The organism is uncultured Brevundimonas sp. (genome assembly GCF_947305955.1).
Taxonomy (GTDB): domain Bacteria; phylum Pseudomonadota; class Alphaproteobacteria; order Caulobacterales; family Caulobacteraceae; genus Brevundimonas.
On sequence record NZ_CAMZFB010000027.1, the window covers coordinates 1 to 22,031 of the forward strand.

Below are 22,031 nucleotides of genomic sequence, written 5' to 3' on the forward strand. Positions count from 1 at the left end.
CAGCTTTCCATCCGCCCGCAATAAAAAAGGCCGCCCCCGAGGGGACGGCCTTTGGTCTGATCCGGTATGACCTATTGGGTCAGGGCCACACCTTCGCGGCGCGGGTCGGCACCGCCGTCCCATCGACCATCACGCCACATGGCACCATGCAGGCCCGAAGTCTCGGTCGCATTGGGGCGCAGCTCCATGCCTGCATCCTTCAGCGCATCGCGGATATTGTCGGGGATCATGTCGGTGTCGGCACCGATCATCTCGCCACGCACCACCAGGTTCGGCAGGGCGATAGCGTCCTGCATGGTCATGTCCCACTCGACCACACCGACCAGCGTCTTGGCGACATAGGCCAGAATGGACGAACCACCGGGCGAACCGATTGCACCGACCAGATTGCCTTGCTTATCGAGGATCAGAGTCGGGATCATCGACGAGCGCGGACGCTTACCCGCCGCCACGGCGTTGGGGGCCGGATGACCGTCCTCCATCGGTGTGAAGGAGAAGTCGGTCAGCTGGTTGTTCAGGAAGAAGCCGCCCGCCATACGGCCCGAGCCAAAGAAGGACTCCACCGTCGTGGTCATGCTGACCGCATTACCGGCGGCATCGACCACCACGAAATGGGTGGTGCCCGCCGGCTCCTGTGTCGCGTCCGACAGCTGGGGTGCCGAGCCGGTCGGACGACCCGCCGGAACCGGACCGTTCACCTGCGGCACCAGAGCCGCGCGCGAGGCGACGTATTCGGCATCCAGCAGGCCCGCAATCGGCACGCCCACAAAGTCGGCATCACCCACATAGCGGTCACGGTCGGCGTACATCAGACGCTGAAGACGGCCCAGCGCCACCCACGCCTCGGGGCTGTCCTTGCCCTTGGCCAGATCCGGCGTTTGTTCGGCCATGGCGAGGAACTGAAGGATCGCCACGCCGCTGGACGGCGGTGCGGGCACACAGATCACATACTGGCGGTAATCACGGCACAGCGGATCGCGGCGCAGCGGGCGATAGTTGGCAAAGTCCTGCTCAGTCAAAGCGCCGGGGCGCGGGCCGCTGTGGGTAGCGGCAATGATCTGGCGGGGGATATCGCCCTGATAGAAAATTTGCGGGCCTTCATTGGCCAGACGGCGCAGCGTGGCCGCATATTCCGGATTCCGCAGAATCTCGCCCACCTGATAGCGCGTGCCATCGGGCTTGGTGAAATAGCGGGTGGCCCATTCGGTCACCGCCTGATTGCGGCCTGCGTTGATATAGCCACCAAGGCGCGGCGAGACGGCAAAACCGTCACTGGCCAGACGCTCGGCCTCACCGAAGAGCTGGTTCCACGCCAACTGGCCGTGATCGCGGTGGGCCATACCCAGCATGGCCACTACGCCCGGAACCCCCGTCGAGCGCCCCGACAGCACCGCATCCATAAAGGCCAGCGGCTTGCCGTCCTCATAGAACAGCTCTGGCGAGGCGGCTGCCGGAGCGGTTTCGCGGCCATCATAAGCGTGGATGTCACCCGTCGCCGCGTCGTAATACATCAGGAAGGCCCCGCCCCCGAGGCCCGACGACTGCGGCTCGACAAGGCTGAGGGTGGCCTGAATAGCGACGGCGGCGTCCACGGCGGAACCACCGGCGCGCAAAATCTTCATGCCGGCTTCGGCCGCCAGCGGGTTGGCGGCGGCCACAAACGGCCCCTTGGCCTGCGCGGGCGATTCAGCGACCGCCGTTTGATTGGCTTCGGCCTCGTATGCCCATGAAGTAACAGGACTATTTGCCGAAATCAGCGCAGCGGCCATAACCGCTACCGTCAGCGTGCTCTTGCGCGAGCGCGCCGTCCGTCGGTTAAAAATTGCTGTCATCCACCAAACTCCTGCCTTCTACTGGGTGACTTATGCCTACGACCTTGGCCGCGTTCCGCCAACCCAAGATTTTCTTTCACTTTTTTCGATTTTCCTATTGCCATCCGAAATCTCCAAAGCTACATAGCCGCCCTCGCCGCAAGGCAAGACACACCGCCGCAAGGCAGTGACGGAAAATACAGCGCACCCGTAGCTCAGCTGGATAGAGCATCAGACTACGAATCTGAGGGTCAGGAGTTCGAATCTCTTCGGGTGCGCCATTTCCCCTCCCCTACAATCGAAGATTTAACGCCTTCCGTTCGCGGGGGCGCTTTGGCGCGTCTGATCTCCGGCGCATCCTAGAGCGTCGCATCGAACAGGCCGATCCGTCGCAGCCACCTCTCAAATTTCACAGGAGCCTTGGCCGCGATTTTCGGCTCTAGTGCGCTCTGCGATGATCCGGACGGGAATCGCGCGGTAATGGTGGGAGAGGCGCAATGACAGCCAACCAGTTCGATTACGTCATTGTCGGCGCGGGGTCCGCCGGATGTGTGCTGGCCGAGCGCCTGTCGCGTGATCCGTCGGTGTCGGTCGCCTTGCTGGAAGCGGGCGGCGACGACCGCAACCTTCTGGTCGAAGCGCCCCTGATGATGGGTCAGGCCATCGCCTCCAAGACGCTGGACTGGCACCACTATACCGCCCCGCAAAAGCACCTGAACGACCGCCGTCTGTTCTGGCCGCGCGGCAAGGTGCTGGGCGGGTCCAGCTCTATCAACGCCATGCACTACATCCGTGGCGCGGCGCAGAACTATGACGAATGGCGCGACACCTATGGCGCGGACGGCTGGGGCTGGGATCAGGTCCTGCCTGCCTTCAAACAGGTCGAGGGACGCGTCGGCGATCCCTGCGACTGGCACGGCGCCGAAGGCCCGCTGTCGGTACAGGACATTGCGCCGCTCAATCCGCTGACCGAGGCCTTTTTCGAAGCCTGCGCGGCGAATGGCATTGGACGCATCGACGATATGAACGGGGCCGACCAGTTCGGCTGTGCGCCCTATCATGTGACCCAGCGCGGCAATAAACGCTGTAGCGCCGCGGTCGCCTTCCTGCGCCCTGCCCTGTCGCGCAGCAATCTGACGGTCATTACCCACGCGCTAGCCAGCCGTGTGCTGCTGGAGGGCACCCGCGCCACTGGCGTCGAGTACCGCAAGGGCCGCCATACCGAGACGGCCACCGCCCGCCGCGAGGTCATACTGAGCGGCGGGGCCATCAACACACCCCAACTGCTGCAACTGTCAGGGATCGGGGATGCCAGTTGGCTACGAGACGCGGGCGTCAATCCTGTGGTCGATCTACCGGGCGTTGGGCGCAATCTTCAGGACCATCTGGACGTACTGGGCCAGATCACCACCGCCAGCACGACCTCCCTGGGTATCTCATCCAAGACGGCGGCGTCGTGGATAGGGGCCGTTATCAACTTCCTTGCGGACAAGCCGGGCCTGTTGTCGACCAATCCGGTTCAGGGCGGGGCCTTCTTCAGATCGTCGCTGGCCGATGAAATGGCGGACGGCCTGCCGGACCTCCAGTTCGCCTTTATCCCCGCCAAGGTCGCACCACACGGGGCCAAGCTGCCGTTCGGCCACGGGGCCTCACTGCACGTCTGCCAACTCTATCCCAAGAGCCGTGGCGAGCTGCGGATCACCTCCAGCGATCCGGCCACCCATCCCCATATCGACCCGAACTACCTATCGGAGCCGCAAGACCTCGAGGTCATGCTGGACGGCATGGAGATGGCGCGCAAAGTTCTCAACCACGCGGCCTTCGACTTTGACCGCAAGGCCGAGGTATGGCCGGATGCCGCCTATCGGACCCGCGCCCAACTGGCCGATGACCTGAAGGCCCGTGCAGAGACTCTCTACCACCCCGTCGGCACCTGCCGGATGGGCAAGGGCGAACTGGCCGTGGTGGACCCGGCACTCAAGGTCTATGGCACCCAAGGGCTGCGCGTCGTTGACGCCTCGGTCATGCCGCGTTTGATCGGTGGTAATACCAATGCCCCCACCATGATGATCGCCACCCGCGCCGCCGACATCATCCTTTCGGGTCAGGAGTGACTGCCATGAACGATATCGATCGCATGAAGGACCTGCTTGCCCGCCAGCGCAGCGCCTTCCTGTCACAGCCCAACCGATCCCTTGCCGAACGCCGCGCCGATCTCAAGAAGATCGAAGCCATCATGCTCGATCATCGCGACGCATGGTGCGAGGCCGTCAGCGCCGATTTCGGCCATCGTGCCCAGATCGAAACCCTGCTGCTGGAACTGTCTGTTGTGGTGCGCGGCACCAAGGACATGCGCCACAAGCTGGGCCGCTGGATGAAGCCAGAGCGCGTCCCGACGCCCCTGATGGCCCAGCCGGGCCGATCCTATGTCCGCCGTGATCCCAAGGGCGTGGTCGGCATTGTCTCGCCGTGGAACTATCCGGTCCAACTAGCCCTGCTGCCGCTGGCGACGGCGTTGGCTGCGGGCAACCGCACCATCATCAAACCGTCGGAACTGACGCCCAAGACCAATGCCCTGATGGCCGACCTGCTGGCAGCGCACTTTCCCGCCGATCAGGTCGCCGTTATCGAGGGCGGCCCCGATCTGGCCGAGGCATTCTGCGCCCTGCCGTTCGACCACCTCTTCTACACCGGCTCCACCCGCGTGGGGCGCAGCGTCGCCGCGGCCGCAGGCAACAATCTGGTGCCGGTCACGCTGGAGCTCGGAGGCAAGTCGCCCGCTATCGTCACTGCCGACTATCCGGTCGAGGATGCCGCCCATGCCATCGCATGGGGCCGTTTCCTGAACGCGGGCCAGACCTGCGTGGCCGTCGATAACGTCCTCGCCATCGGCACGCCCGAGCGCGCCCGCGCGATCGGTCAGGCCGTGGCCGACAAGGTAGCTGCCTTCTATCCCGACTTTGCCACCAACCCCGACTATTCAAGCGTCATAGCCGGCCAGCATTTCGCCCGCCTCGAGGCCATGGTCGAGGAGGCGCGTCAGGCGGGCGTGGAAATCATCCAGCCACCACACGACGCCAATGCCGTCCGCAGCAGCCGCAAATTTCCCCCGACGGTCATGATCAATCCGCCGGACGATCTACGCGTGATGCGTGAGGAGATTTTCGGCCCTGTCCTGCCGGTCATTGCCAAGCCGGACCTTCAGGCCGCCACCGATCACGTGAACGCCCACGAGCGCCCTCTGGCCCTCTATGTTTTTTCGAACGCTTCACGCGAGATCGAACAGGTTCTGGACAACACCCATTCCGGCGGCGTGACCGTCAACGGGGCGCTGTTGCACGTCGCCAACGACCAGTTGCCCTTCGGCGGCAACGGCCCCAGCGGACAGGGCGCCTATCATGGCAAGTTCGGCTTTGACGAGCTGACCCATGCGCGGGCCGTGTTCCGCACGAGGCGCTGGCATTCGACGCGTCTGGTCGCGCCGCCCTATGGCAAGCTGGCGAAGAAGATTACCGAGACGGCTTTGAAACTCTGATCAGGCGAGGGCTTCGCGCGCCACTTTCAGCACACCGCGCATCAGGGTGCGTACCACCTCGCGCGAGACCTCCAGCGGAAGGCCCTGCTCACGGCGCAGGCCTTCCCAGTTGGCCCAGCTGGTCGCGGCGACCAGCGACGACACATAAAGGCCGGCCGCATCGTCGCTATGCTTGCTGAAATAGTCTGCAAACAGGCTTTCCACGATGGCGCGCTGCGTCGCGTCATCCCCGCGCATCAGATCAAAAAGGACAGGGTATTCGCTGGCCATACAGATGGCCGCACGACGGACCGGCGCGACATATTCGTAAAGCTCGCTGGCCCGCTCGACAAAGGCGTCAATGCGCTGCTCTTCGCTCCAGGCCGAAGGATCACGGCGGGGAAAACGACGGAAAGCTTCCTCGCGCTGCAGCTCATAGGCCGCCGTCAGAAGCTCGCTCACATCCGCATAGTGGCGGAACACCGAACGGCGCGACACGCCCGCGCGGTCGGCCACGGCATCGGTTGTGGGCATGGAGCCCGTCTCGCGCACCAACTCCAGCATGCCCATGGCAATTACCGCCCGGCTACGCTCACTGCGTAGATGGCGACCATCAGGTGCGGTTTTGACCTTGGCTTCTTGCTGCATTTTCAAACCGATACAACTCTACTTTGTCCATGCCAAAATCCTCGCGTGTGCCTCTGGCATGAGACGCACGAGACCCGGCAGACGACACCCGCATCGCTGCGCAACGCACAGAACCTGACGACGGGCCCCCAGACAACTCGGCCTGCAAACTGCTCAATTGGGTGCAATATTTCTAGGCGTAATAAGATGACTAAGGATTATTACGCATAGGGCCGCATTCGGTTCGCCCCGCATCGCGAAAACCCCGTAAACACGCGTCAAATTCTGGTTAACAACGTTTGATCACCGCGGAGCCGAACGGTCACAGCGTCATACGAAAGCGGATCAAAGAGAAATGGCGCACCCGACAGGATTCGAACCTGTGGCCTTTGCCTTCGGAGGGCAACGCTCTATCCAGCTGAGCTACGGGTGCGGCTTCGGCGCGAGGCCGGAAGGCGGGTGTTACAGGAAGGTCGGGGCGGCCTCAAGCCTCAGAATGACCGCCGCCCCGAAAGGTTTGGACCAATCGCCTATTGGGCCGTCATTCCGCCGTCGATTTTGAACTCTGATCCCGTGACGAAACGGCTTTCGTCCGACGCCAGATAGAGGACGCAATAGGCGACATCGTCCGGATCACCGATGCGCTTCAGCGGGATACCGCGTGCAAGGCGCTCATGCGCCGCTTCAGTGGAACCGCCCGCCATGGCGATGAAGGGATCGAGGATGGGCGTGTTGATGAAAACCGGATGGACCGAGTTGGCGCGAACCGTGCCGCCAGCCTTGGCGCATTCCAGCGCGACCGTCTTGGTATAGAGCCAGACTGCGGCCTTGGTGGCGTTATAGGCCCCCATGCCGGGCGCGGCGGCGAGGCCTGCGATCGAGGAGATGTTGACGATGCTGGCCGCGGGGGCGGCCTTCAGATGCGGCAGGGCGTGTTTGCACCCCAGCATGACCGATTCCAGATTTACCGCCTGAACCTTGCGCCAGTTTTCCAGCGTGTCCTGCTCGGCAAAAACCAGATTGCCGCCGATGCCCGCATTGTTCACCAGTACCGACAGCCCGCCCATATCCGTCACGGCCTGATCGACCACACGGACCCAGTCCGCTTCGGACGTCACGTCATGGGCATAGGCAAAGGCGCTGTTGGGCGTGTCGGCATTGATCGATGCCGCCAGCGCCGCCGCCCTGTCACCATCAATATCGCTCAGGGCAACCTGCGCCCCCTCGCGCACCAGCATCCGCGCCATGGCCTGTCCCAGACCGCCCGCCGCGCCGGTTATCAGGGCCTTTTTCCCCGCGACGCGCCCGCTCATTGGCACTGCCCTTCGGAGATCGCATCGATGAAGCGGGCAAGGTCCAGATCGCGCTGGGTGACACCGCCTGCGTCATGGGTGGTCAGCACGATTTCCACGCGGTTCCAGACATTGGACCATTCGGGATGGTGGTCCGCCTTTTCCGCCTGAATGGCGACCCGCGACATAAAGCCGAACGCCGCGTTGAAGTCGGCAAACACCAGCTTGCGGTAAAGGGCCGGACGGGCATCGTCGGCCTTGGACCACAGCGGCAACTGCGCCAGCGCAGCCTCGACCTCTATTTTTTCCAGTGCCGCCGTCATGAAGCCCTCCCCTTTGGTTTGCGTTGTTATGCCAAGGCGTAACCCGCGCCGCGCGAAAACGACACCCCATATTGATCTGGACGGATGACGTCCGCCGCGACAGAGGCTAAACCAGACCTATGACCTCCTCCGACGCGTCCTCCGCCAATCCCGCCGACAAACTGTCGGGTAAGACCTCGTCCTTCGGTTTCCGCGACGTTGATGCGCGCGAGAAGGTGAAGATGGTGCGCGGTGTCTTCGACTCCGTGGCCTCCAACTATGACCTGATGAACGACCTGATGAGCGTGGGCGTGCACCGCATCTGGAAAGATGCCGCTGCGGCCAAGCTCAATGCCCGTCCGGGCGAGGTCATTCTGGACGTGGCCGGTGGCACCGGCGACATGGCCCGCCGCTATTCCAAGATGGCCCGCGCGGCACAGGAGCGTCGCGGCGGCGATGACGCCAAGGTCATCGTGCTGGACTACAACGCCGAGATGATCCTCGCAGGCGTCCATAAGGGCGGCGAGCCGGAAATGGTCTGGAGCGTCGGTGACGCCATGAGCCTGCCGTTGCCGGACGCCTCGGTCGACGCCTATTCGATCAGCTTCGGCATCCGCAACGTGGCCGATATTCCCGTCGCCCTGAAGGAAGCCCGCCGCGTGCTGAAGCCCGGCGGCCGTTTCATGTGCCTGGAGTTCTCGCGCCCGACCACGGCCGCCATGCGCAAGGCCTATGACGCATGGTCGTTCAACGCCATTCCGCGCATCGGCCAACTCGTCGCCAAGGACCGCGACAGCTATCAGTATCTGGTGGAATCGATCCGTCGCTTCCCCGACCAGAACACCTTCAAGTCCATGATCGAGGACGCCGGTTTCAGCCGCGTGACCGTCACCAACCTGACTGGCGGCGTGGCAGCTATTCACCACGGGTGGGCGATCTGACCCGTCTAAGTTTCAAGACCCCGCCGCCTGCCCCCAAGGCCGTGCCGATCAAATCTCCTGTCCGCTCGGCGTTCCGCCTGATGCACTGGGGTTGGGTACTGGCGCGCCATGACGCCCTGATCCCGCGAGAGGCCAACCCCATGCTTCCGGCATGGAGCCGCCCGTTCGCAGGTCTGGTTCAGGCCTTTTCCAGCCGCAAGCTGCGCGCCGGTCGCCCCGGCCAGCGCGTGGGCGCAGCGTGTGAGAAGCTAGGTCCGGTCGCGATCAAGCTGGGTCAGGTTCTGGCCACGCGTGCCGACATTTTCGGCCTTCAGTTCGCGCAGGATCTGGGCCACCTCAAGGACAAGCTGGCCCCCTTCCCCGTCGAAGAGGCCCGCCGCGAGATCGAGCGTTCCATCGGGCGTCCGGTGGACAGCCTCTACACCGAACTCGGTCCCGCCGTCGGCGCGGCATCGCTGGCACAGGCCCACCCCGCCTATCTGGCCGATGGCCGCAAGGTCGCGGTCAAGGTTCTGCGCCCCGGTATCGAGCGCAAGGTGGCCCAAGGGCTCGATGCCATGCGTCTGGGGGCCAAGGTCGTGGATTGGGCGGTCGAGCCTGCCCGGCGTCTGGAACCGCGCGCCTTTGTCGAGATCATCGCCCGCTCGCTGCAGCTTGAACTGGACATGCGTCTGGAAGCCGCCGCGGCGTCCGAACTGGCCGAGGTCATGGCCAAGGACGGCTATATGGCCGCGCCGGGCGTCATCTGGGACGGCGTGGGCAAGCGCGTCCTGACGCTGGAATGGGCCGATGGCCTGCCGATGACCGATCCATCCATGGCCACCCTGCCGGAGACGGACCGCAATATTCTGGCAGACAAGGTGGTCCGCGCCTTCCTCGTGCAGGCGCTGGACCATGGCGTTTTCCATGCCGACCTGCATGAAGGCAATCTGTTCGCCAACGGATCGGACAAGATCACCGCCATCGACTTTGGCATCGTGGGCCGCCTTGGCCCGGGCGAAAGACGCTATCTGGCCGAGATCCTGTGGGGCTTCATCAGCCGCGACTATGACCGCATTTCGCGCGTCCATTTCGAGGCCGGCTATGTCCCGCCGCACCATTCGGTCGATACCTTCGCACAGGCCCTTCGCGCCGTGGGCGAGCCGGTGATCGGCCGCGCCGCATCACAGGTGTCCATGGGTCGCCTTCTGGGCCAGCTGTTCGAGATTACCGCCCTGTTCGACATGCACCTGCGCCCCGAACTGGTGCTGTTGCAAAAGACCATGGTGTCGGTCGAAGGTGTGGCGCGTCGTCTGAACCCCGACCACGATCTGTGGGAAGCTGCCAAGCCGGTGGTGGAACGCTGGATCCGCCGCGAACTGGGCGTTCAGGCACAGGCAAAGGAGTTCGTGGAGGAAGCCCGCGACACCTTGAAGGCTCTGTCGCAACTGGCGCAGAACCCTCCGCAATCCCAAACGTTAATCATAGAGCGGCCCCGCGCGCCGATCTGGTTGGTGGTGACCGCCACCGCCTCGGTCTGCGCCTCGGCGGCAGCCTTGATATTGACGCTTTGGCCCAATCTTCTGGGCTGATCATCCGGCCCTGAACGGGTCGCCTGAAAGGACCCGTCCATGAAGACTATCCTCCTCCCCTTAAGTCTTGTGGCGGCGCTCGCAGCTTCGGCCGCGGGTGCCCAGACCACCACCGCGCCTCAATCCACTACCCCTCAGACGCCGGTTGTGGCCGCCACCCTGCCCAACAGCTTCGACCGCGCGCAGGACCCGCAAATCCCGACCGCATCGTCGCCCAATCCGACTGCGGCCCCCGCATCGGCCCCGGATATTGCGCGTGCCGAAACCGCCCTGCGCGAGGTGATCCTCGCCCTGCAGTCGGGTCAGGTGGACTATGCGGTTTTCAGTGACGATCTGGCCGGAAAGCTGCGCCCGCAGGCCGAACAGGTCGGCGCGCTGCTGCAACAGTTCGGTGCCCTGAAGACCATGACCCACCCGGGCCAGCCCGACGGCGTCGACTTGTTCCGTGTCGAGTTTGAAAATCAGGCGACCGAATGGGTCATTGGCTTCGACAACGATGACCAGATCGCAGCCCTACTGTTCCGTCCGGCCGAAGATTAAACCTAGTCGAAACTGACCTTGCCCCGCCCGCTCTTGATCACAGAGCGGGTGGACTTGGCCTTGAGGCGGCGTTCCTTGGAACTGCGGGTCGGCTTGGTCGGCACGCGATAGGCCTGCCGCACCGCCGCTTCGGCCACCATCTGCTCCAGCCGCTCAATAGCGTCCTCGCGATTGCGCTCCTGCGTGCGGAAGCGGGTGGCGGTGATCACGATCACCCCGTCCAGTGTCAGGCGGCTGCCCGCCTTCTTCATCAGCCGCTCGCGCGTGTAATCGTTCAGACTGGGCGAGTTCTTGGCGTCGAACCGCATCTGCACGGCGGTCGAGACCTTGTTGACATTCTGCCCGCCCGGACCACCGGCGCGGTAGAAGCGGAACTCCAGTTCCTCGTCAGGAATGCGGCGTTTGATCTCGGCCATCACGCCTTCCTTGCCGCACGGGCCGATGCCGCATCCAGCGCCTGAAGGAAGCGCGAACGGTCGGCGTTGGAAAAGGGCGGCGGGCCGGAAGTTTCGATGCCCATAGAGCGCAGGTGCTCGCCCACCATCCGCCCGGCCAGGGCCGAGCCTATGGTGTTCTCGTCCAGAACCGTGCCGTTTGGGCGAATGCATTCCGCGCCCGACTTCAGGCAGCGTTCGGCCAGCGGAAAGTCATTGGTGATGACCACATCCCCCTTGCCTGCCCGCTCGGCAATCCAGTCATCGGCCACGTCAGGGCCTGCATCGACCACCACCTGTTGGATCAGGCTTTCCTGTGGCGTGCGGATCCAGCTGTTCGACACCACCCACACCGGCCAATTCAGGCGCCGCGCCACGCGGTACACCTCTTCCTTCACGGGACAGGCATCGGCATCGATGTAGAAGGTCTTGGCCATAGCCCCTTCTAACGCAGCGCCAGACAAACAAAAGGGCATCCGGCCCTAGACCGGATGCCCCCGTGTTCAAACGCCGAAGCGTTTAGTGGCTGTACTGCGCCGGCATCGCCCCTACCGCGTTGGGCAGATAGCGGTCACGCAGGTGCAGGTTGCGGGCCTGAAGCGGTTGTTCCACGCCTTCGATCAGGATGGCCTGCGGTTGGCTGAGCGGCTCCAGCGGATCACCCGACCAGACCACCACATCAGCCGCAGCACCGGCTTTCAGCTCGCCGAACTGGCCATCAAAGCCAAAGATGCGGGCCGGATTGACCGTGATGGCCGCGATGGCGGCATCGAACGGCAGGCCGTGGGACACGGCATTACCGGCGTTGTAGCGCATCTCGCGGGCGCGATGGACCGAGCCTTCATTGCCCTTGAGCGCGATCACCACACCCGCCGCATGCAGGGCCGCAGCGTTTTGCATACGGGCAGCGCGCATTTCGAAATTGGCGGGCAGGTTGGTGATCGGATGGACCAGCACCGGCACATTGGCCGCCGCGATCTCATTGGCCACCAGCCAGCCTTCAGCAGCACCGTCGAGGATGATCTTCAGACCTTCCTCGCGGGCTAGACGCAGGACCTGCTGGATGTCCGCAGCACGGTCCACGGTGACGATCAGGGGCATACGGCCTTCGACCACCGGGATCAGCGCCTCAAGGTCGGCACGAGACAGCGACAGGGCGCGCATGTCGCCACGGTCATAGGCGGCCTTGTTACGGGCGTAGGCACGCACCTCGTTCAGGGTTTCCTTGAACAGGACGAACTGGGCACCGCGACCACCACCGGCCACACGGGCACCGGCCTCGCCAAAGGGAGCGGTCATCGCCACCTTGGACTTCACCAGAATGTCCGAGCCGTCCTTGAGCTTGATGACAGCTGCCTGACCGGCGAACAGGCCAGGCGACTGATAGCCACCATTGCCCGCACCGGCGAAGTCGGAGTCGTCGTGGCTGTGACCACCGCCCGAGCCGCTGTGCTGGGGCGTGACCACCGCACGGGTGATACCGCCAAGGCGCGCCGTCGGGATGGCAATCGACCACGGGTCCAGACCATAGGACAGGTCAAAGGCGGCGGTCAGGGTGTTGGCATTGTTGGACACATCGACCGTGCCGCGCACGGCACCGACCTCGTGGCCGCCCAGACCGGAGTCCACAGCAACCAGACCCGGCGTGACGATCTTGCCGGTGGCATCGATGGTGCGGATGCCGGACGGCGCAGCGCCCGTGCCCACCGAGACGACGCGACCGTTACGGATCACCACAGTGCCGTTTTCGATGGTCGAGGTGCCGGTCAGAACCTTGCCGCCCACGATGGCGACATCCTGTGCCAGGGCCGGAGCTGCGCACAGCAGGGTCGCAGCCGCTGCTGCGAGAAGAGATTTCATACGCATGATCAGCGGGCTCCCTGTGCGACGCCGGCTGCCGGACGGGCAAAGCCCGGTTGGCCGAGTTCGAAATCGGACACCGGCTGATAGGCCGGATTACTACGGTCATAGGTCAGTGCGCCGTCGATAAAGACCTGATCGGCGCGGGCATAGACGGACAGCGGATTGGCGCTCCAGATCACGACGTCGGCGCGCTTGCCGACTTCAAGCGATCCGGTTTCCTTGTCGATGCCAATGGCGCGGGCCGCGTTCAGGGTGAACCAGCTGATCGCGCGCTCTTCGGGAATGTTCAGGCCTGCACGGCGACCGGCCGACAGCGAGGCGGCGGCCTCCTGATTGAGGCGCTGGGTCAGTTCCTGATCATCGGAGTGGATGACAGCACAGGAGCCTTGGGCCGCATCGACGATGGCGGCGTTTTCCTCGATCCCGTCCAGAGCTTCCATCTTGAAGCCCCACCAGCCGGTCCACATGCCCGCGCAGATGCCCTTGGCGGCCAGTTGCGGGGCCATTTTGTAGGCCTCGATGGCGTGGTGGAAGGTGGTGATCTTGAAGCCGAACTCCTCGGCCAGATCCATCATCAGCGCCATCTCATCGGCGCGGTAGCAGTGGTTCTGGACCAAAATGGAGCCGTCCAGAACACCGGCAATGGTTTCCAGCTGCAGGTTACGGGTCGGCGGCGTGCCCTGCCCCGTTTCGCGCCACTTGTTCCACTTGTCGCGGTAATCCTGCGCGGCGATGAAGGCGGCGCGGTAGCCCGCCATATTGCCCATGCCGGTGGCCGGCGACTGGTTGCGGCTGCCATAGACGCGCGACGGGTTTTCACCGCAGGCCATCTTCAGACCATAGGGCGCGTCGGGGAATTTCATGGCCTGCATGGTGGTGGCCGGAACGTTGCGGATAGTCACACCGCGACCGCCGAACAGGTTGGCCGACCCGGGCAGGATCTGGAGCGTAGTCACGCCACCGGCACGGGCGGTGTTAAAGCCCGGATCCTGTGGCCACAGCGAGTGTTCGGACCAGACCTGAGCGGTATTGGGGTTAGTGGCTTCGTTGCCGTCGCTCATCCCCTGCACACCCGGCGAAGGATAGACGCCAAGGTGGCTGTGAATGTCGATCACGCCGGGCGAGACAAAGCGGCCACGGCCATCCACGATCTGGTGCCCCTGCGGGACCGGAGTGGAGGCATCGCCGATGGCGGCGATACGGCCGTCGGTCACGACCACGACGCCGTTTTCAATCTTGCGACCGGCACCGTCAAAAACGGTGGCACCGACAATTGCCATGTCCTGACGCGGCAGCGGCGCATAGGTCGACGGATAGGGATTGAGGTCAGACGCGCTGTTCAGACCCGGTGCCAGTGCCCGCGACGAACGGGCCGGCTCTGCACTGGCGCTCGCGTTGGACGACGCCTCCCCCGTGGTGGCGCAGGCCGTCAGCATCAGCGCACCCATGGCGCATGACAGGATAGCGAGGCTGGGACCCCGCAAACGATTTACAAACATGGGCGAACCCCCTCGCACCCGCAGTCTGCGGGCAGACAACGGCGGTCATTCAAGGGGGCATCCGGCGTGACTGTAAAGGCCGAATTCAGTCTTTCGACAATCTTTCGCGCACTTCTTCGTCAGTCAGGTCGGTAACCTCAACCATCTTCAATCTGGACTGGCTTCCGCGGGCCAAATTCACGTTACGACGCGGCACGCCCAGCACCTTGGCCAGCAACCGAACCAAGGCGTCATTGGCCTCGCCCTCCACCGGCTGCGCCCGTACGCGGACCTTCAGGACCGGACGCCCATCAGGATCGACATCCCAGCCCTCGACAGCGTCCTTGGAAGATTTGGGGGTCAGTTTGACGGGTATGCGTGCGCTCATGACCCCTGTTTGGCCGCTGGCGGCGCGTTCGCCAAGACCTGCCGCCGTCTCTCGGGTCAGGAACGTCCGCTGCGGCCCAACCGTTGATGACATGTCGGTACGGGGACCCCATGAAAATCGCTATCGCAATCCTGCTCGTCATCCTGAACCTTGCCATGTGGTCGGCAGCGGTCTGGATTGCCTTCAAGCTCATCCGGCGCATGCCGAGGATCGGGCCGAAAGGCACGCTTGTTACCTCGCCGGACGGCAGAACGGTCGTTCCCGTCTATGCCACGTTTACAGGCGTACGCGGCGTGTGGCGGTGGCTCTGCGTCGCCAGCAACAGCATGAACCCCCACCTGCGGATCACCGCCGAGGGCATCGAATATCGCGTTACCTTCGCTCGTACAGTGCGGTTCGAGGATATCCGCTCGGTCGAGATCATGACCGGCCCCCTCACCGTGAACCTGATGTTCACCTTCAACACAGGGCCTTGGACGCTGGCCGCCAATGTCGGCGACGAAGCATTGGCGCAGCAGGTTCTGGACAGGCTTCCGGCGCGTCTCAGGTCGCAGGCATGAAAAAAGCGCGCCGGACCCGAAGTTCCGACGCACCTTTCAATAGATAGAGCCGAGGGCTCTTAGCCCAGAGCGGCCATCAGTTCCGGAACGACCGTCTTATAGTCGCCCACGATGCCGAAGTCGGCCACTTGGAAGATCGGAGCGTCGGCATCCTTGTTGATGGCGACGATGATCTTGGAGTCCTTCATACCGGCGAGGTGCTGGATCGCGCCCGAGATACCGACAGCGATATAGACCTGAGGCGCGACGACCTTGCCGGTCTGACCGACTTGGTAATCGTTCGGGGCATAGCCAGCGTCCACCGCGGCGCGCGAGGCACCGACGGCGGCGCCCAGCTTGTCGGCCAGCGGCTCGATGACAGCCTTGAACTCATCGGCCGAGCCTAGGGCGCGACCGCCCGAGACGACGATCTTGGCAGCGCCCAGTTCCGGACGGTCCGACTTGACCATTTCTTCCGAAACGAAAGCGATCTTGGCACCTTCGGCAGCGGCAACGGTCTCGACCGAGGCCGAGCCACCTTCACCGGCCGCGGCGAATGCGGTCGGGCGCACGGTGATCACCTTCTTGGCGTCCGAGGTCTGGACGGTTTCGAGAGCGTTACCGGCGTAGATCGGACGGACGAAGGTGTCAGCCGAGACGACTTCCACGATGTCCGAGATCGGGGCCACATCCAGCTTGGCAGCGATACGCGGGGCGTAGTTCTTGCCGTCGGTGTTGGCCGGAACGAGGATAGCGTCATAGTTGGCAGCCAGCGGCACAACGGTGGCTTCTACGGCTTCGGCCAGGCCGTGCGAGACGGCTTCACCTTCGGCCAGCAGGACCTTGCGCACGCCGTCGATCTTGGCAGCGGCGTCGGCAACAGCTTGCGCGCCCTTGCCCAGAACCAGCACGTCCACATCGCCCGAGATGGCCTTGGCGGCGGTCACGGTCTTGTGGGTGGTGTCGCGGACGGCCGAGCCGTCGTGGTCAGCAATAACGAGAACAGCCATTACAGAGCACCTGCGTCTTTGAGCTTAGCAACCAGTTCAGCGGCGTCGGCCACCTTGATACCAGCCGAACGCTTCGGCGGCTCGGTAACCTTGAGGACCTTCAGACGGTCGGCCACGTCGACACCGTAGTCGGCGACCGACTTGGTGACGATTTCCTTCTTCTTCGCCTTCATGATGTTCGGCAGCGAAGCGTAGCGCGGGGTGTTCAGGCGCAGGTCAACGGTGACCACGGCCGGAAGCTCGGCGGCAACGGTTTGCAGACCGCCATCGACTTCGCGGGTCACGGTCGCCTTGCCGCCGTCAATGACCAGCTTGCCGGCGAAGGTGGCTTGCGGCCAGTCCAGCAGGGCGGCGAGCATCTGGCCGACAGCGTTGTTGTCGCCGTCGATCGATTGCTTGCCCATCAGGATCAGGTCCGGCTTTTCCTCATCGACGACAGCCTTGAGGAGCTTGGCGACGGCCAGCGGCTCGAGGTCGGCGTCCGACTGGACCAGAATGCCGCGGTCGGCACCCATGGCCAGAGCCGTACGGATGGTCTCTTGGGCTTGGGTCACGCCGATCGAAACGACAACGATCTCGCTGGCGGTGCCGGCAGCGTGGTGTTCCTTGCCTTCCTTCAGGCGCACGGCCTCTTCGACGGCGATTTCGTCGAAGGGGTTCATGCTCATCTTAACGTTGGCCAGATCAACGCCGGTCTGGTCCGCCTTGACGCGAGCCTTCACGTTGGAGTCGATCACCCGTTTCACCGGGACAAGTATCTTCATGAGACTATCCGCTTGATCGTCGAAAGTTTGGGGAGGGATTGGACGGTAAGTCCGCGCCTGTCAACGTAACCTAGGGTGAAGTTCAGGCATTCCAATAGCTGAATTTTGATCTATAGGTCCCGTTATGAAGCGCTTTTTGACCTTTCGTCGGTTGTCGATCATTTTTGCAGGCGTGTTTGCCCTTGCCCTGATCGGCGTGTTTGTCCTGCAGCGCGTCTGGGTTGATCCGGAAATCGCCTGCAGCCGTAAAGGCCACTGGTACGACATGGAAACGCGCATCTGCGCGCAGCCCATCTACATCCCCGACATAACCGGACGGGCCGAAGGCGTATCCCGTGCAGAGGCTTCGGCGGCCATGAACAAGGATCTGGTCGACAAGGAAGCCCAGCTGGCGGCCTATAACCGCGCCAAACAGGCCGCGACCGATGCCGAGCGCGCCCGCGTCGAAGCCCTGACCAAGGACTGATCGTCGGATTAGAGTTCATAGAAAAAGGGCTGCGACACGTTGGATGTCGCAGCCCTTTTTCGTGTCCTGAGGCAGGTTAGCGCGTTGCGCCCGGCACCCATTTGATATCGTCGGCCCCGTTGGCATTGGCGCGGCGGGCGGCCACGAACAGATGGTCCGACAGGCGGTTCAGATATTTGAGCGCCTCCAGATTGATCTGCTCGCCCGCCTCGATCATCGCCACTGTGTCGCGCTCGGCGCGACGGCAGACGGTGCGGGCCACATGCAGGTGGCTGGACAGGGCCGATCCCCCCGGCAGGATGAAGCTGTCGAGCGGTTTCAGGCTCTCGTTCATCCAGTCGATTTCCTGCTCCAGTCGCTCGACCTGCGAGGCGACAATGCGCAGGGCTTCCCACTTGGGCGCGGGATCAAGCGGCGTGGCCAGATCGGCCCCCAGATCGAACAGCTCGTTCTGGATACGGCCCAGCATGGCGTCGATGCGGTCGTTCTGGCCGCTATGCAGACGGGCTACCCCGATGACAGCATTCAGCTCGTCTACTGTGCCGTAAGCTGAAACGCGGGGGCCAGTCTTGGAGACTTCCTCGCCCGTTGCCAGTCGGGTCGTGCCCTTGTCACCCGTACGGGTGTAGATCTTGTTGAGCGTGACCATGCGCGCCCCTCCTACTCGTCTCGAACCTAGGCCAGATGGGATTTCTTGATGGCCATACCGACCACCAGAAGAACAATCGCCACTGCTTGAAGCACGACGCGCAGGCGCATCAGCTTGTTGGAGCGGTTTCGCGAATCGTCGCTGTTTCGATAGAGGCCAAAAATTCCCATCGCCAATGTGATGGTCACCGCGAGGATCGCCGCAAGGATCAGAATATCGATCAGTGTCATGCCTCCTTCTAAGCCGCGTCGTGGCCGAGCGCCAGCGTGACGTCGGTTCGACGGTCTCCCGTTGATGCTGCGACAAGCTGCCACGTCTCGCGTTTGCTGTTGCAAATCGTTCTCAGATGCTGTTGAGAAGCGGTCGCAACATTAGGGGCCGTTATGTTCTTCCACCGTTCGTCGCGTCGCACTCAACTTCTGGCAGCTACCGCTCTGGGCTTCGGCCTCATGGGCTCTGCGGTTCAGGCCGAGGACGTGGACGTACAGGAAACCACCCGCGTCACCGACGTGGTGGTGACGGCCTCGGGCTTTGAACAGCGCGTGACCCAGGCTCCGGCCTCCATCAGCGTTCTGCCGCGCGCCGCCATCGAGGAACTGCGTGCCACCTCGATCGCCGAGGTGCTGAACAATGTCGAGGGCGTCGATACCGGTGCCGGCGTCGGCAAGACCGGCGGCCAGACGATCAACATCCGCGGCATGGGTTCGGACTATACGCTGGTGCTCATCGATGGGCGTCGCCAGAACACCTCGGGCAGCGTCACGCCGAACGGCTTTGGCGAAACCGCCAACGGATTCATGCCGCCGGTCTCGGCCATCGAACGTGTCGAAGTCGTGCGTGGTCCGGTGGCCACCCTCTATGGCTCGGACGCCATGGGCGGCGTCGTCAACATCATCACCCGCAAGGTCGGCGATGTCTGGGGCGGCTCGGCCTCGGCCAACTACACCCTTCAAGGCGATGAAGAGTTCGGCGATTTCTGGGGCGTGAACGGCTATGCCTCAGGCCCGCTGGTCAAGGACCTGCTGGGTCTGGCCGTGCGCGGTAGCTGGTCGGAGCGCGAACAGTCGAACCTGAAGTTCCGCGACATCGACAACAACGAAGTCGATGTCACCGGCTTTGGCCGAAGCGCCACTGCCTATGAGATCTGGAACCTCGGTGCCCGCCTCAGCCTGACGCCGTCGGCAGACCACGACCTGTGGCTCGACTATGACAAGAGCAGCCAGTGGTTCGACAATGCCAAGGGCCAGATGGGCACGCTGGATACCGCGACCAATGCCTCGGGCTACATGGACTATCTGGAGTTCAACCGCGAGCAGATGGTGCTGGCGCACAACTGGCGCCTGAACTTCGGCACCATCGAAAGCACCCTGTCACGTAACGAGACCGAGACGCTGGGCCGCACTATTCCGGGCGCGATCACGGGCCGTAACGCCGTGGCCAATGCGGGCCAGCCGCGCACGCTCGAGACCACCACCACCGTGTTCGACACCAAGCTGAACAGCCAGTGGCGCAACCACACCTTCACCGTCGGCGGCCAGTATATGGATGCCGAAATGACCGACGGCGTGGCCACCGGCAATTTCACCTTCGAGCAATGGGCCCTGTTCGTCGAGGACGAGTGGCGTCTGCGCGACAATCTCGCCCTGACGCTGGGCGTCCGTTACGACGACCACTCAAGCTTCGGTGATCACATCAGCCCGCGCGCCTATCTGGTGTGGAATGCCAATGACGTCTGGACCCTCAAGGGCGGCGTCAGCAGCGGCTATAAGACCCCGCGCCTTGAGCAACTGACCCCCGGCATCAACGGCTTTGGCCGTCAGGGCACCATGCCGCTGATCGGCACGCCCAGCCTGAAACCGGAAACCGCCACGGCCTATGAGTTCGGCGTCTATTACGATGCCGGCCACAAGCTGCGCGCCAGCGCGACCCTGTTCCGCAACGACTTCTCGGACAAGATCGCCAGCGGCACGCCCGTCGCCAACTGCTCGTACAATGTCTCGGCGGCTGACTATGCCGCGGGCAACTACAGCAAGACCGGCTGCGTGGACGTGGGCTATTGGTCCAGCTTCGCCACCTTCGGCCAGAGCGTGAACGTGGACGAGGCCGTGACCCAAGGCCTTGAGGCCAATGCCCGCTATCGCTTCAACGACCAGTGGACCCTCAGCGGCAACTACACCTACACCGACAGCGAGCAGAAGACCGGCCTGTCCAAGGGCAATCCCCTGACCGACACGCCCGAGCACATGATCAATGCCCAGCTGCGCTGGCGCGCCTCTGATCGCCTGTCCGCATGGGTGCGCGGTGAATACCGCTCGGAGCGCTGGCGCGAGGACCGCGCCATTGCCGGCGAGATCGGCGAGCTGAAGGCCTATGAGCTGTTCCACATCGGCGGCTCGTTCGACCTGAATGACCGCGTGACCTTCAATGCCGCCATCTACAACCTGTTCGACAAGGACTTCGTGCGTCTGGTCCCCTATGGCACTCCGGTCGCCTATGCCGCCGAATATGCCAACAATCAGGAGCCGCGCCGTCTGTGGCTGTCGGTTTCGACCACCTTCTAACTACCTCTTCTTCCCCGAACTGAGGGCCGCCCGAAGGGGCGGCCCTATTTGTTTTAAGCTTAAGATCATCAAGGCAGATAAGCCCTTGGTCATAAATCCGCTGGCATAAGGTCGCCATGTCAGACCGCGCTATTCGAAATCTGGAACACCTGCGCCGTTCGGCCTCCACGGCCCGCGTGCTTAACCTGCTCAAGGTCGCCGATGATCACGGCCATACCGACGAGTGGGCCGAAAAGCCCATGTTCCTGACGCCGTCGCTGAATACGTCGCTGATCATCAAACACCGGCTGCGCCGCAACGAGACCGACTCCTTCCCCGGTCGCCGCCAGGTCGCCACCAAGCTGGTTCTGCCGATCGACACGACCGATCTGAAGACGGGCGGGCGCTTTGTCTTTGTGAACCAGATCGGGTTCGAGCGCGTGATGCTGGAAGCCTTCGGCCTTCCGGCAGAGCACCCCGACATCCGCACCCTGCGCCTGATGGATCAGCTGCCGTCGCTCGATCCCTTCCTGCTGCGCGAGCAGCTGCGGCGCGGCGGGGTGGATGCGGCCCCCTGCTATTTTGCGATTTCCGAAGCCGACCTCGAGCGCATGTCGGCCTTTGTCGAGCGCGAGATCGAGCCTCTGGTGACCCTCAGTATCGGTGCCAATGTCGATGCCACCGGATCATCCGCCCGCATGGCCAGCAAGATCCTGTCCAACACACCGAGCGACCGTCTGGAAGCGCTTCGGATGACGCTGCGGCTGGAGCCGGAGCAGTATCAGGAGGGCGTCTTCTGCTGGAAGGGCTTCCTCTATTACAAATGGTGCCTGAACAGCCTGACCCACGAGATCGTCAAGGTCGCCGACGAAGTGGCCACGGTGAACCCGTGGGGTCCCGTCGATGCCCCCTCGCGCGAATACATCAAGCGCGGCAGGGGCGTGCTTCGCAGCAATATCATGCAGACCTGCGACAAGGTCAGCCAGACGCTGAAATACTATGACCACGCCTATGCGGGCCTGACCCAGCGGGGCGATCCCCTCGCCTTCCGCGACTTCCTGCTGGAAGCGCCACACCTGTTCAGCAAGCTGGGCGACCAGCTGGGTGCCATCCAGCACATCGTCAGCTTCTGGCGCTTCCGTTTCAACGCCAACAGCCCGCCCGTTCAGGTCGACGAACTGATCGACATCTTCATGGATTTCGAGACGGGACTGATGGGCCGGAATTTCGACGATCTGGCCGCCGAGTTTCAGGTTTAAGCCACAAAAAAGGGTCGGTGTTTCCACCGACCCTTCTTCGTTT

22 protein-coding genes and 2 tRNA genes are annotated in these 22,031 nt (G+C 63.4%); 10 read left to right on the top strand and 14 right to left on the bottom strand.

What is annotated here, in order from left to right; translation table 11 throughout:
* Positions 1 to 71: 71 nt before the first annotated feature.
* Positions 72 to 1,832 carry a gamma-glutamyltransferase family protein gene (locus Q0Y42_RS08230; protein WP_297802239.1) on the bottom strand — a complete coding sequence of 587 codons (1,761 nt, stop codon included), beginning with the start codon at positions 1,830 to 1,832 and terminating at the stop codon, positions 72 to 74.
* Between the two features lie 183 nt (positions 1,833 to 2,015).
* Between Q0Y42_RS08230 and Q0Y42_RS08235 the strand changes: the two genes are divergently transcribed.
* From Q0Y42_RS08235 to Q0Y42_RS08245, 3 genes are all read left to right on the top strand, one after another.
* Positions 2,016 to 2,092: transfer RNA gene (locus Q0Y42_RS08235), tRNA-Arg, on the top strand.
* Positions 2,093 to 2,308: 216 nt separating this feature from the next.
* Positions 2,309 to 3,925: a GMC family oxidoreductase N-terminal domain-containing protein gene (locus Q0Y42_RS08240; RefSeq protein ID WP_297802242.1), complete on the top strand. Its 1,617-nt coding sequence runs from the start codon at positions 2,309 to 2,311 to the stop codon at positions 3,923 to 3,925.
* Positions 3,926 to 3,930: 5 nt separating this feature from the next.
* On the top strand, positions 3,931 to 5,346 hold the full coding sequence (locus tag Q0Y42_RS08245; RefSeq protein ID WP_297802246.1) for a coniferyl aldehyde dehydrogenase: 1,416 nt from the start codon (positions 3,931 to 3,933) through the stop codon (positions 5,344 to 5,346).
* Here Q0Y42_RS08245 and Q0Y42_RS08250 read toward each other — a convergent pair whose 3' ends face one another.
* The 4 genes from Q0Y42_RS08250 to Q0Y42_RS08265 form a co-directional block, all read right to left on the bottom strand.
* Complete coding sequence (locus tag Q0Y42_RS08250) at positions 5,347 to 5,979, bottom strand: TetR/AcrR family transcriptional regulator (RefSeq protein ID WP_366108214.1); 633 nt, start codon at positions 5,977 to 5,979, stop codon at positions 5,347 to 5,349. It abuts the gene before it with no gap.
* Positions 5,980 to 6,308: 329 nt separating this feature from the next.
* A tRNA-Arg gene (locus Q0Y42_RS08255) sits at positions 6,309 to 6,385 on the bottom strand.
* 97 nt (positions 6,386 to 6,482) lie between these two features.
* A complete protein-coding gene (locus Q0Y42_RS08260) occupies positions 6,483 to 7,265 on the bottom strand; it encodes an SDR family oxidoreductase (RefSeq protein WP_297802249.1) in 783 nt (260 codons plus the stop codon).
* On the bottom strand, positions 7,262 to 7,567 hold the full coding sequence (locus tag Q0Y42_RS08265) for a 4a-hydroxytetrahydrobiopterin dehydratase (RefSeq protein WP_297802252.1): 306 nt from the start codon (positions 7,565 to 7,567) through the stop codon (positions 7,262 to 7,264). The genes Q0Y42_RS08260 and Q0Y42_RS08265 overlap by 4 nt, the downstream gene beginning before the upstream one ends.
* A 161-nt stretch (positions 7,568 to 7,728) precedes the next feature.
* Between Q0Y42_RS08265 and Q0Y42_RS08270 the strand changes: the two genes are divergently transcribed.
* From Q0Y42_RS08270 to Q0Y42_RS08280, 3 genes are read left to right on the top strand one after another with little or no spacing between them, the layout of a single operon-like run.
* The gene (locus tag Q0Y42_RS08270; protein WP_297802345.1) at positions 7,729 to 8,487 is read left to right on the top strand and encodes a class I SAM-dependent methyltransferase; all 759 of its coding nucleotides are present in this window, start codon (positions 7,729 to 7,731) and stop codon (positions 8,485 to 8,487) included.
* Entirely contained in the window at positions 8,475 to 10,058 is a 1,584-nt protein-coding gene (ubiB, locus tag Q0Y42_RS08275) for a 2-polyprenylphenol 6-hydroxylase (protein ID WP_297802255.1), read from the top strand. The genes Q0Y42_RS08270 and ubiB overlap by 13 nt, the downstream gene beginning before the upstream one ends.
* A gap of 39 nt (positions 10,059 to 10,097) precedes the next feature.
* Positions 10,098 to 10,598 (top strand): hypothetical protein, encoded by a 501-nt coding sequence (locus tag Q0Y42_RS08280; protein ID WP_297802258.1) that lies wholly within the window; start codon positions 10,098 to 10,100, stop codon positions 10,596 to 10,598.
* A gap of 2 nt (positions 10,599 to 10,600) precedes the next feature.
* Here the strand turns inward: Q0Y42_RS08280 and arfB are convergent, their stop codons facing one another.
* From arfB to Q0Y42_RS08305, 5 genes are all read right to left on the bottom strand, one after another.
* A complete protein-coding gene (gene arfB, locus Q0Y42_RS08285) occupies positions 10,601 to 11,014 on the bottom strand; it encodes an alternative ribosome rescue aminoacyl-tRNA hydrolase ArfB (protein WP_242912310.1) in 414 nt (137 codons plus the stop codon).
* Complete coding sequence (locus Q0Y42_RS08290) at positions 11,014 to 11,469, bottom strand: YaiI/YqxD family protein (RefSeq protein ID WP_297802264.1); 456 nt, start codon at positions 11,467 to 11,469, stop codon at positions 11,014 to 11,016. Before Q0Y42_RS08290 ends, arfB begins: the two co-directional genes overlap by 1 nt.
* Before the next feature lie 82 nt (positions 11,470 to 11,551).
* Positions 11,552 to 12,898 (bottom strand): amidohydrolase family protein, encoded by a 1,347-nt coding sequence (locus Q0Y42_RS08295; RefSeq protein WP_297802267.1) that lies wholly within the window; start codon positions 12,896 to 12,898, stop codon positions 11,552 to 11,554.
* Positions 12,899 to 12,900: 2 nt separating this feature from the next.
* Complete coding sequence (locus tag Q0Y42_RS08300) at positions 12,901 to 14,394, bottom strand: amidohydrolase (RefSeq protein WP_297802269.1); 1,494 nt, start codon at positions 14,392 to 14,394, stop codon at positions 12,901 to 12,903.
* 85 nt (positions 14,395 to 14,479) lie between these two features.
* On the bottom strand, positions 14,480 to 14,761 hold the full coding sequence (locus tag Q0Y42_RS08305; RefSeq protein ID WP_297802272.1) for a DUF167 domain-containing protein: 282 nt from the start codon (positions 14,759 to 14,761) through the stop codon (positions 14,480 to 14,482).
* Between the two features lie 110 nt (positions 14,762 to 14,871).
* On the opposite strand from Q0Y42_RS08305, the gene Q0Y42_RS08310 reads away from it, so the two are divergent.
* Positions 14,872 to 15,321, top strand: a complete 450-nt coding sequence (locus tag Q0Y42_RS08310) for a hypothetical protein (protein ID WP_297802275.1) — start codon at positions 14,872 to 14,874, stop codon at positions 15,319 to 15,321.
* Positions 15,322 to 15,380: 59 nt separating this feature from the next.
* Here Q0Y42_RS08310 and Q0Y42_RS08315 read toward each other — a convergent pair whose 3' ends face one another.
* Positions 15,381 to 16,310 (bottom strand): electron transfer flavoprotein subunit alpha/FixB family protein, encoded by a 930-nt coding sequence (locus Q0Y42_RS08315; protein ID WP_297802277.1) that lies wholly within the window; start codon positions 16,308 to 16,310, stop codon positions 15,381 to 15,383.
* Positions 16,310 to 17,074 (bottom strand): electron transfer flavoprotein subunit beta/FixA family protein, encoded by a 765-nt coding sequence (locus Q0Y42_RS08320; RefSeq protein ID WP_297802280.1) that lies wholly within the window; start codon positions 17,072 to 17,074, stop codon positions 16,310 to 16,312. The genes Q0Y42_RS08315 and Q0Y42_RS08320 overlap by 1 nt, the downstream gene beginning before the upstream one ends.
* A gap of 136 nt (positions 17,075 to 17,210) precedes the next feature.
* Here Q0Y42_RS08320 and Q0Y42_RS08325 point away from each other — a divergent pair, with 136 nt between their 5' ends.
* Positions 17,211 to 17,540 (top strand): hypothetical protein, encoded by a 330-nt coding sequence (locus tag Q0Y42_RS08325; RefSeq protein WP_297802283.1) that lies wholly within the window; start codon positions 17,211 to 17,213, stop codon positions 17,538 to 17,540.
* 76 nt (positions 17,541 to 17,616) lie between these two features.
* On the opposite strand, the gene Q0Y42_RS08330 is transcribed toward Q0Y42_RS08325, so the two are convergent.
* Complete coding sequence (locus tag Q0Y42_RS08330) at positions 17,617 to 18,189, bottom strand: cob(I)yrinic acid a,c-diamide adenosyltransferase (RefSeq protein WP_297802286.1); 573 nt, start codon at positions 18,187 to 18,189, stop codon at positions 17,617 to 17,619.
* Between the two features lie 26 nt (positions 18,190 to 18,215).
* Complete coding sequence (locus Q0Y42_RS08335; protein ID WP_297802289.1) at positions 18,216 to 18,419, bottom strand: twin transmembrane helix small protein; 204 nt, start codon at positions 18,417 to 18,419, stop codon at positions 18,216 to 18,218.
* 153 nt (positions 18,420 to 18,572) lie between these two features.
* Here Q0Y42_RS08335 and Q0Y42_RS08340 point away from each other — a divergent pair, with 153 nt between their 5' ends.
* The gene (locus Q0Y42_RS08340; RefSeq protein ID WP_297802292.1) at positions 18,573 to 20,750 is read left to right on the top strand and encodes a TonB-dependent receptor; all 2,178 of its coding nucleotides are present in this window, start codon (positions 18,573 to 18,575) and stop codon (positions 20,748 to 20,750) included.
* A gap of 116 nt (positions 20,751 to 20,866) precedes the next feature.
* On the top strand, positions 20,867 to 21,988 hold the full coding sequence (locus Q0Y42_RS08345) for a hypothetical protein (RefSeq protein ID WP_297802295.1): 1,122 nt from the start codon (positions 20,867 to 20,869) through the stop codon (positions 21,986 to 21,988).
* The last annotated feature ends 43 nt before the right edge of the window (positions 21,989 to 22,031 follow it).

Coding starts and splice junctions, on each gene's coding strand:
- Q0Y42_RS08315 (WP_297802277.1), bottom strand. CDS start 16,310: ATGGCTGTTCTCGTTATTGCTGACCACGACGGCTCGGCCGTCCGCGAC.
- Q0Y42_RS08310 (WP_297802275.1), top strand. CDS start 14,872: ATGAAAATCGCTATCGCAATCCTGCTCGTCATCCTGAACCTTGCCATG.
- Q0Y42_RS08330 (WP_297802286.1), bottom strand. CDS start 18,189: ATGGTCACGCTCAACAAGATCTACACCCGTACGGGTGACAAGGGCACG.
- Q0Y42_RS08280 (WP_297802258.1), top strand. CDS start 10,098: ATGAAGACTATCCTCCTCCCCTTAAGTCTTGTGGCGGCGCTCGCAGCT.
- Q0Y42_RS08300 (WP_297802269.1), bottom strand. CDS start 14,394: ATGTTTGTAAATCGTTTGCGGGGTCCCAGCCTCGCTATCCTGTCATGC.
- Q0Y42_RS08335 (WP_297802289.1), bottom strand. CDS start 18,419: ATGACACTGATCGATATTCTGATCCTTGCGGCGATCCTCGCGGTGACC.
- Q0Y42_RS08265 (WP_297802252.1), bottom strand. CDS start 7,567: ATGACGGCGGCACTGGAAAAAATAGAGGTCGAGGCTGCGCTGGCGCAG.
- Q0Y42_RS08260 (WP_297802249.1), bottom strand. CDS start 7,265: ATGAGCGGGCGCGTCGCGGGGAAAAAGGCCCTGATAACCGGCGCGGCG.
- Q0Y42_RS08345 (WP_297802295.1), top strand. CDS start 20,867: ATGTCAGACCGCGCTATTCGAAATCTGGAACACCTGCGCCGTTCGGCC.
- Q0Y42_RS08240 (WP_297802242.1), top strand. CDS start 2,309: ATGACAGCCAACCAGTTCGATTACGTCATTGTCGGCGCGGGGTCCGCC.
- Q0Y42_RS08295 (WP_297802267.1), bottom strand. CDS start 12,898: ATGCGTATGAAATCTCTTCTCGCAGCAGCGGCTGCGACCCTGCTGTGC.
- Q0Y42_RS08245 (WP_297802246.1), top strand. CDS start 3,931: ATGAACGATATCGATCGCATGAAGGACCTGCTTGCCCGCCAGCGCAGC.
- arfB (WP_242912310.1), bottom strand. CDS start 11,014: ATGGCCGAGATCAAACGCCGCATTCCTGACGAGGAACTGGAGTTCCGC.
- Q0Y42_RS08340 (WP_297802292.1), top strand. CDS start 18,573: ATGTTCTTCCACCGTTCGTCGCGTCGCACTCAACTTCTGGCAGCTACC.
- Q0Y42_RS08230 (WP_297802239.1), bottom strand. CDS start 1,832: ATGACAGCAATTTTTAACCGACGGACGGCGCGCTCGCGCAAGAGCACG.
- Q0Y42_RS08305 (WP_297802272.1), bottom strand. CDS start 14,761: ATGAGCGCACGCATACCCGTCAAACTGACCCCCAAATCTTCCAAGGAC.
- Q0Y42_RS08290 (WP_297802264.1), bottom strand. CDS start 11,469: ATGGCCAAGACCTTCTACATCGATGCCGATGCCTGTCCCGTGAAGGAA.
- Q0Y42_RS08320 (WP_297802280.1), bottom strand. CDS start 17,074: ATGAAGATACTTGTCCCGGTGAAACGGGTGATCGACTCCAACGTGAAG.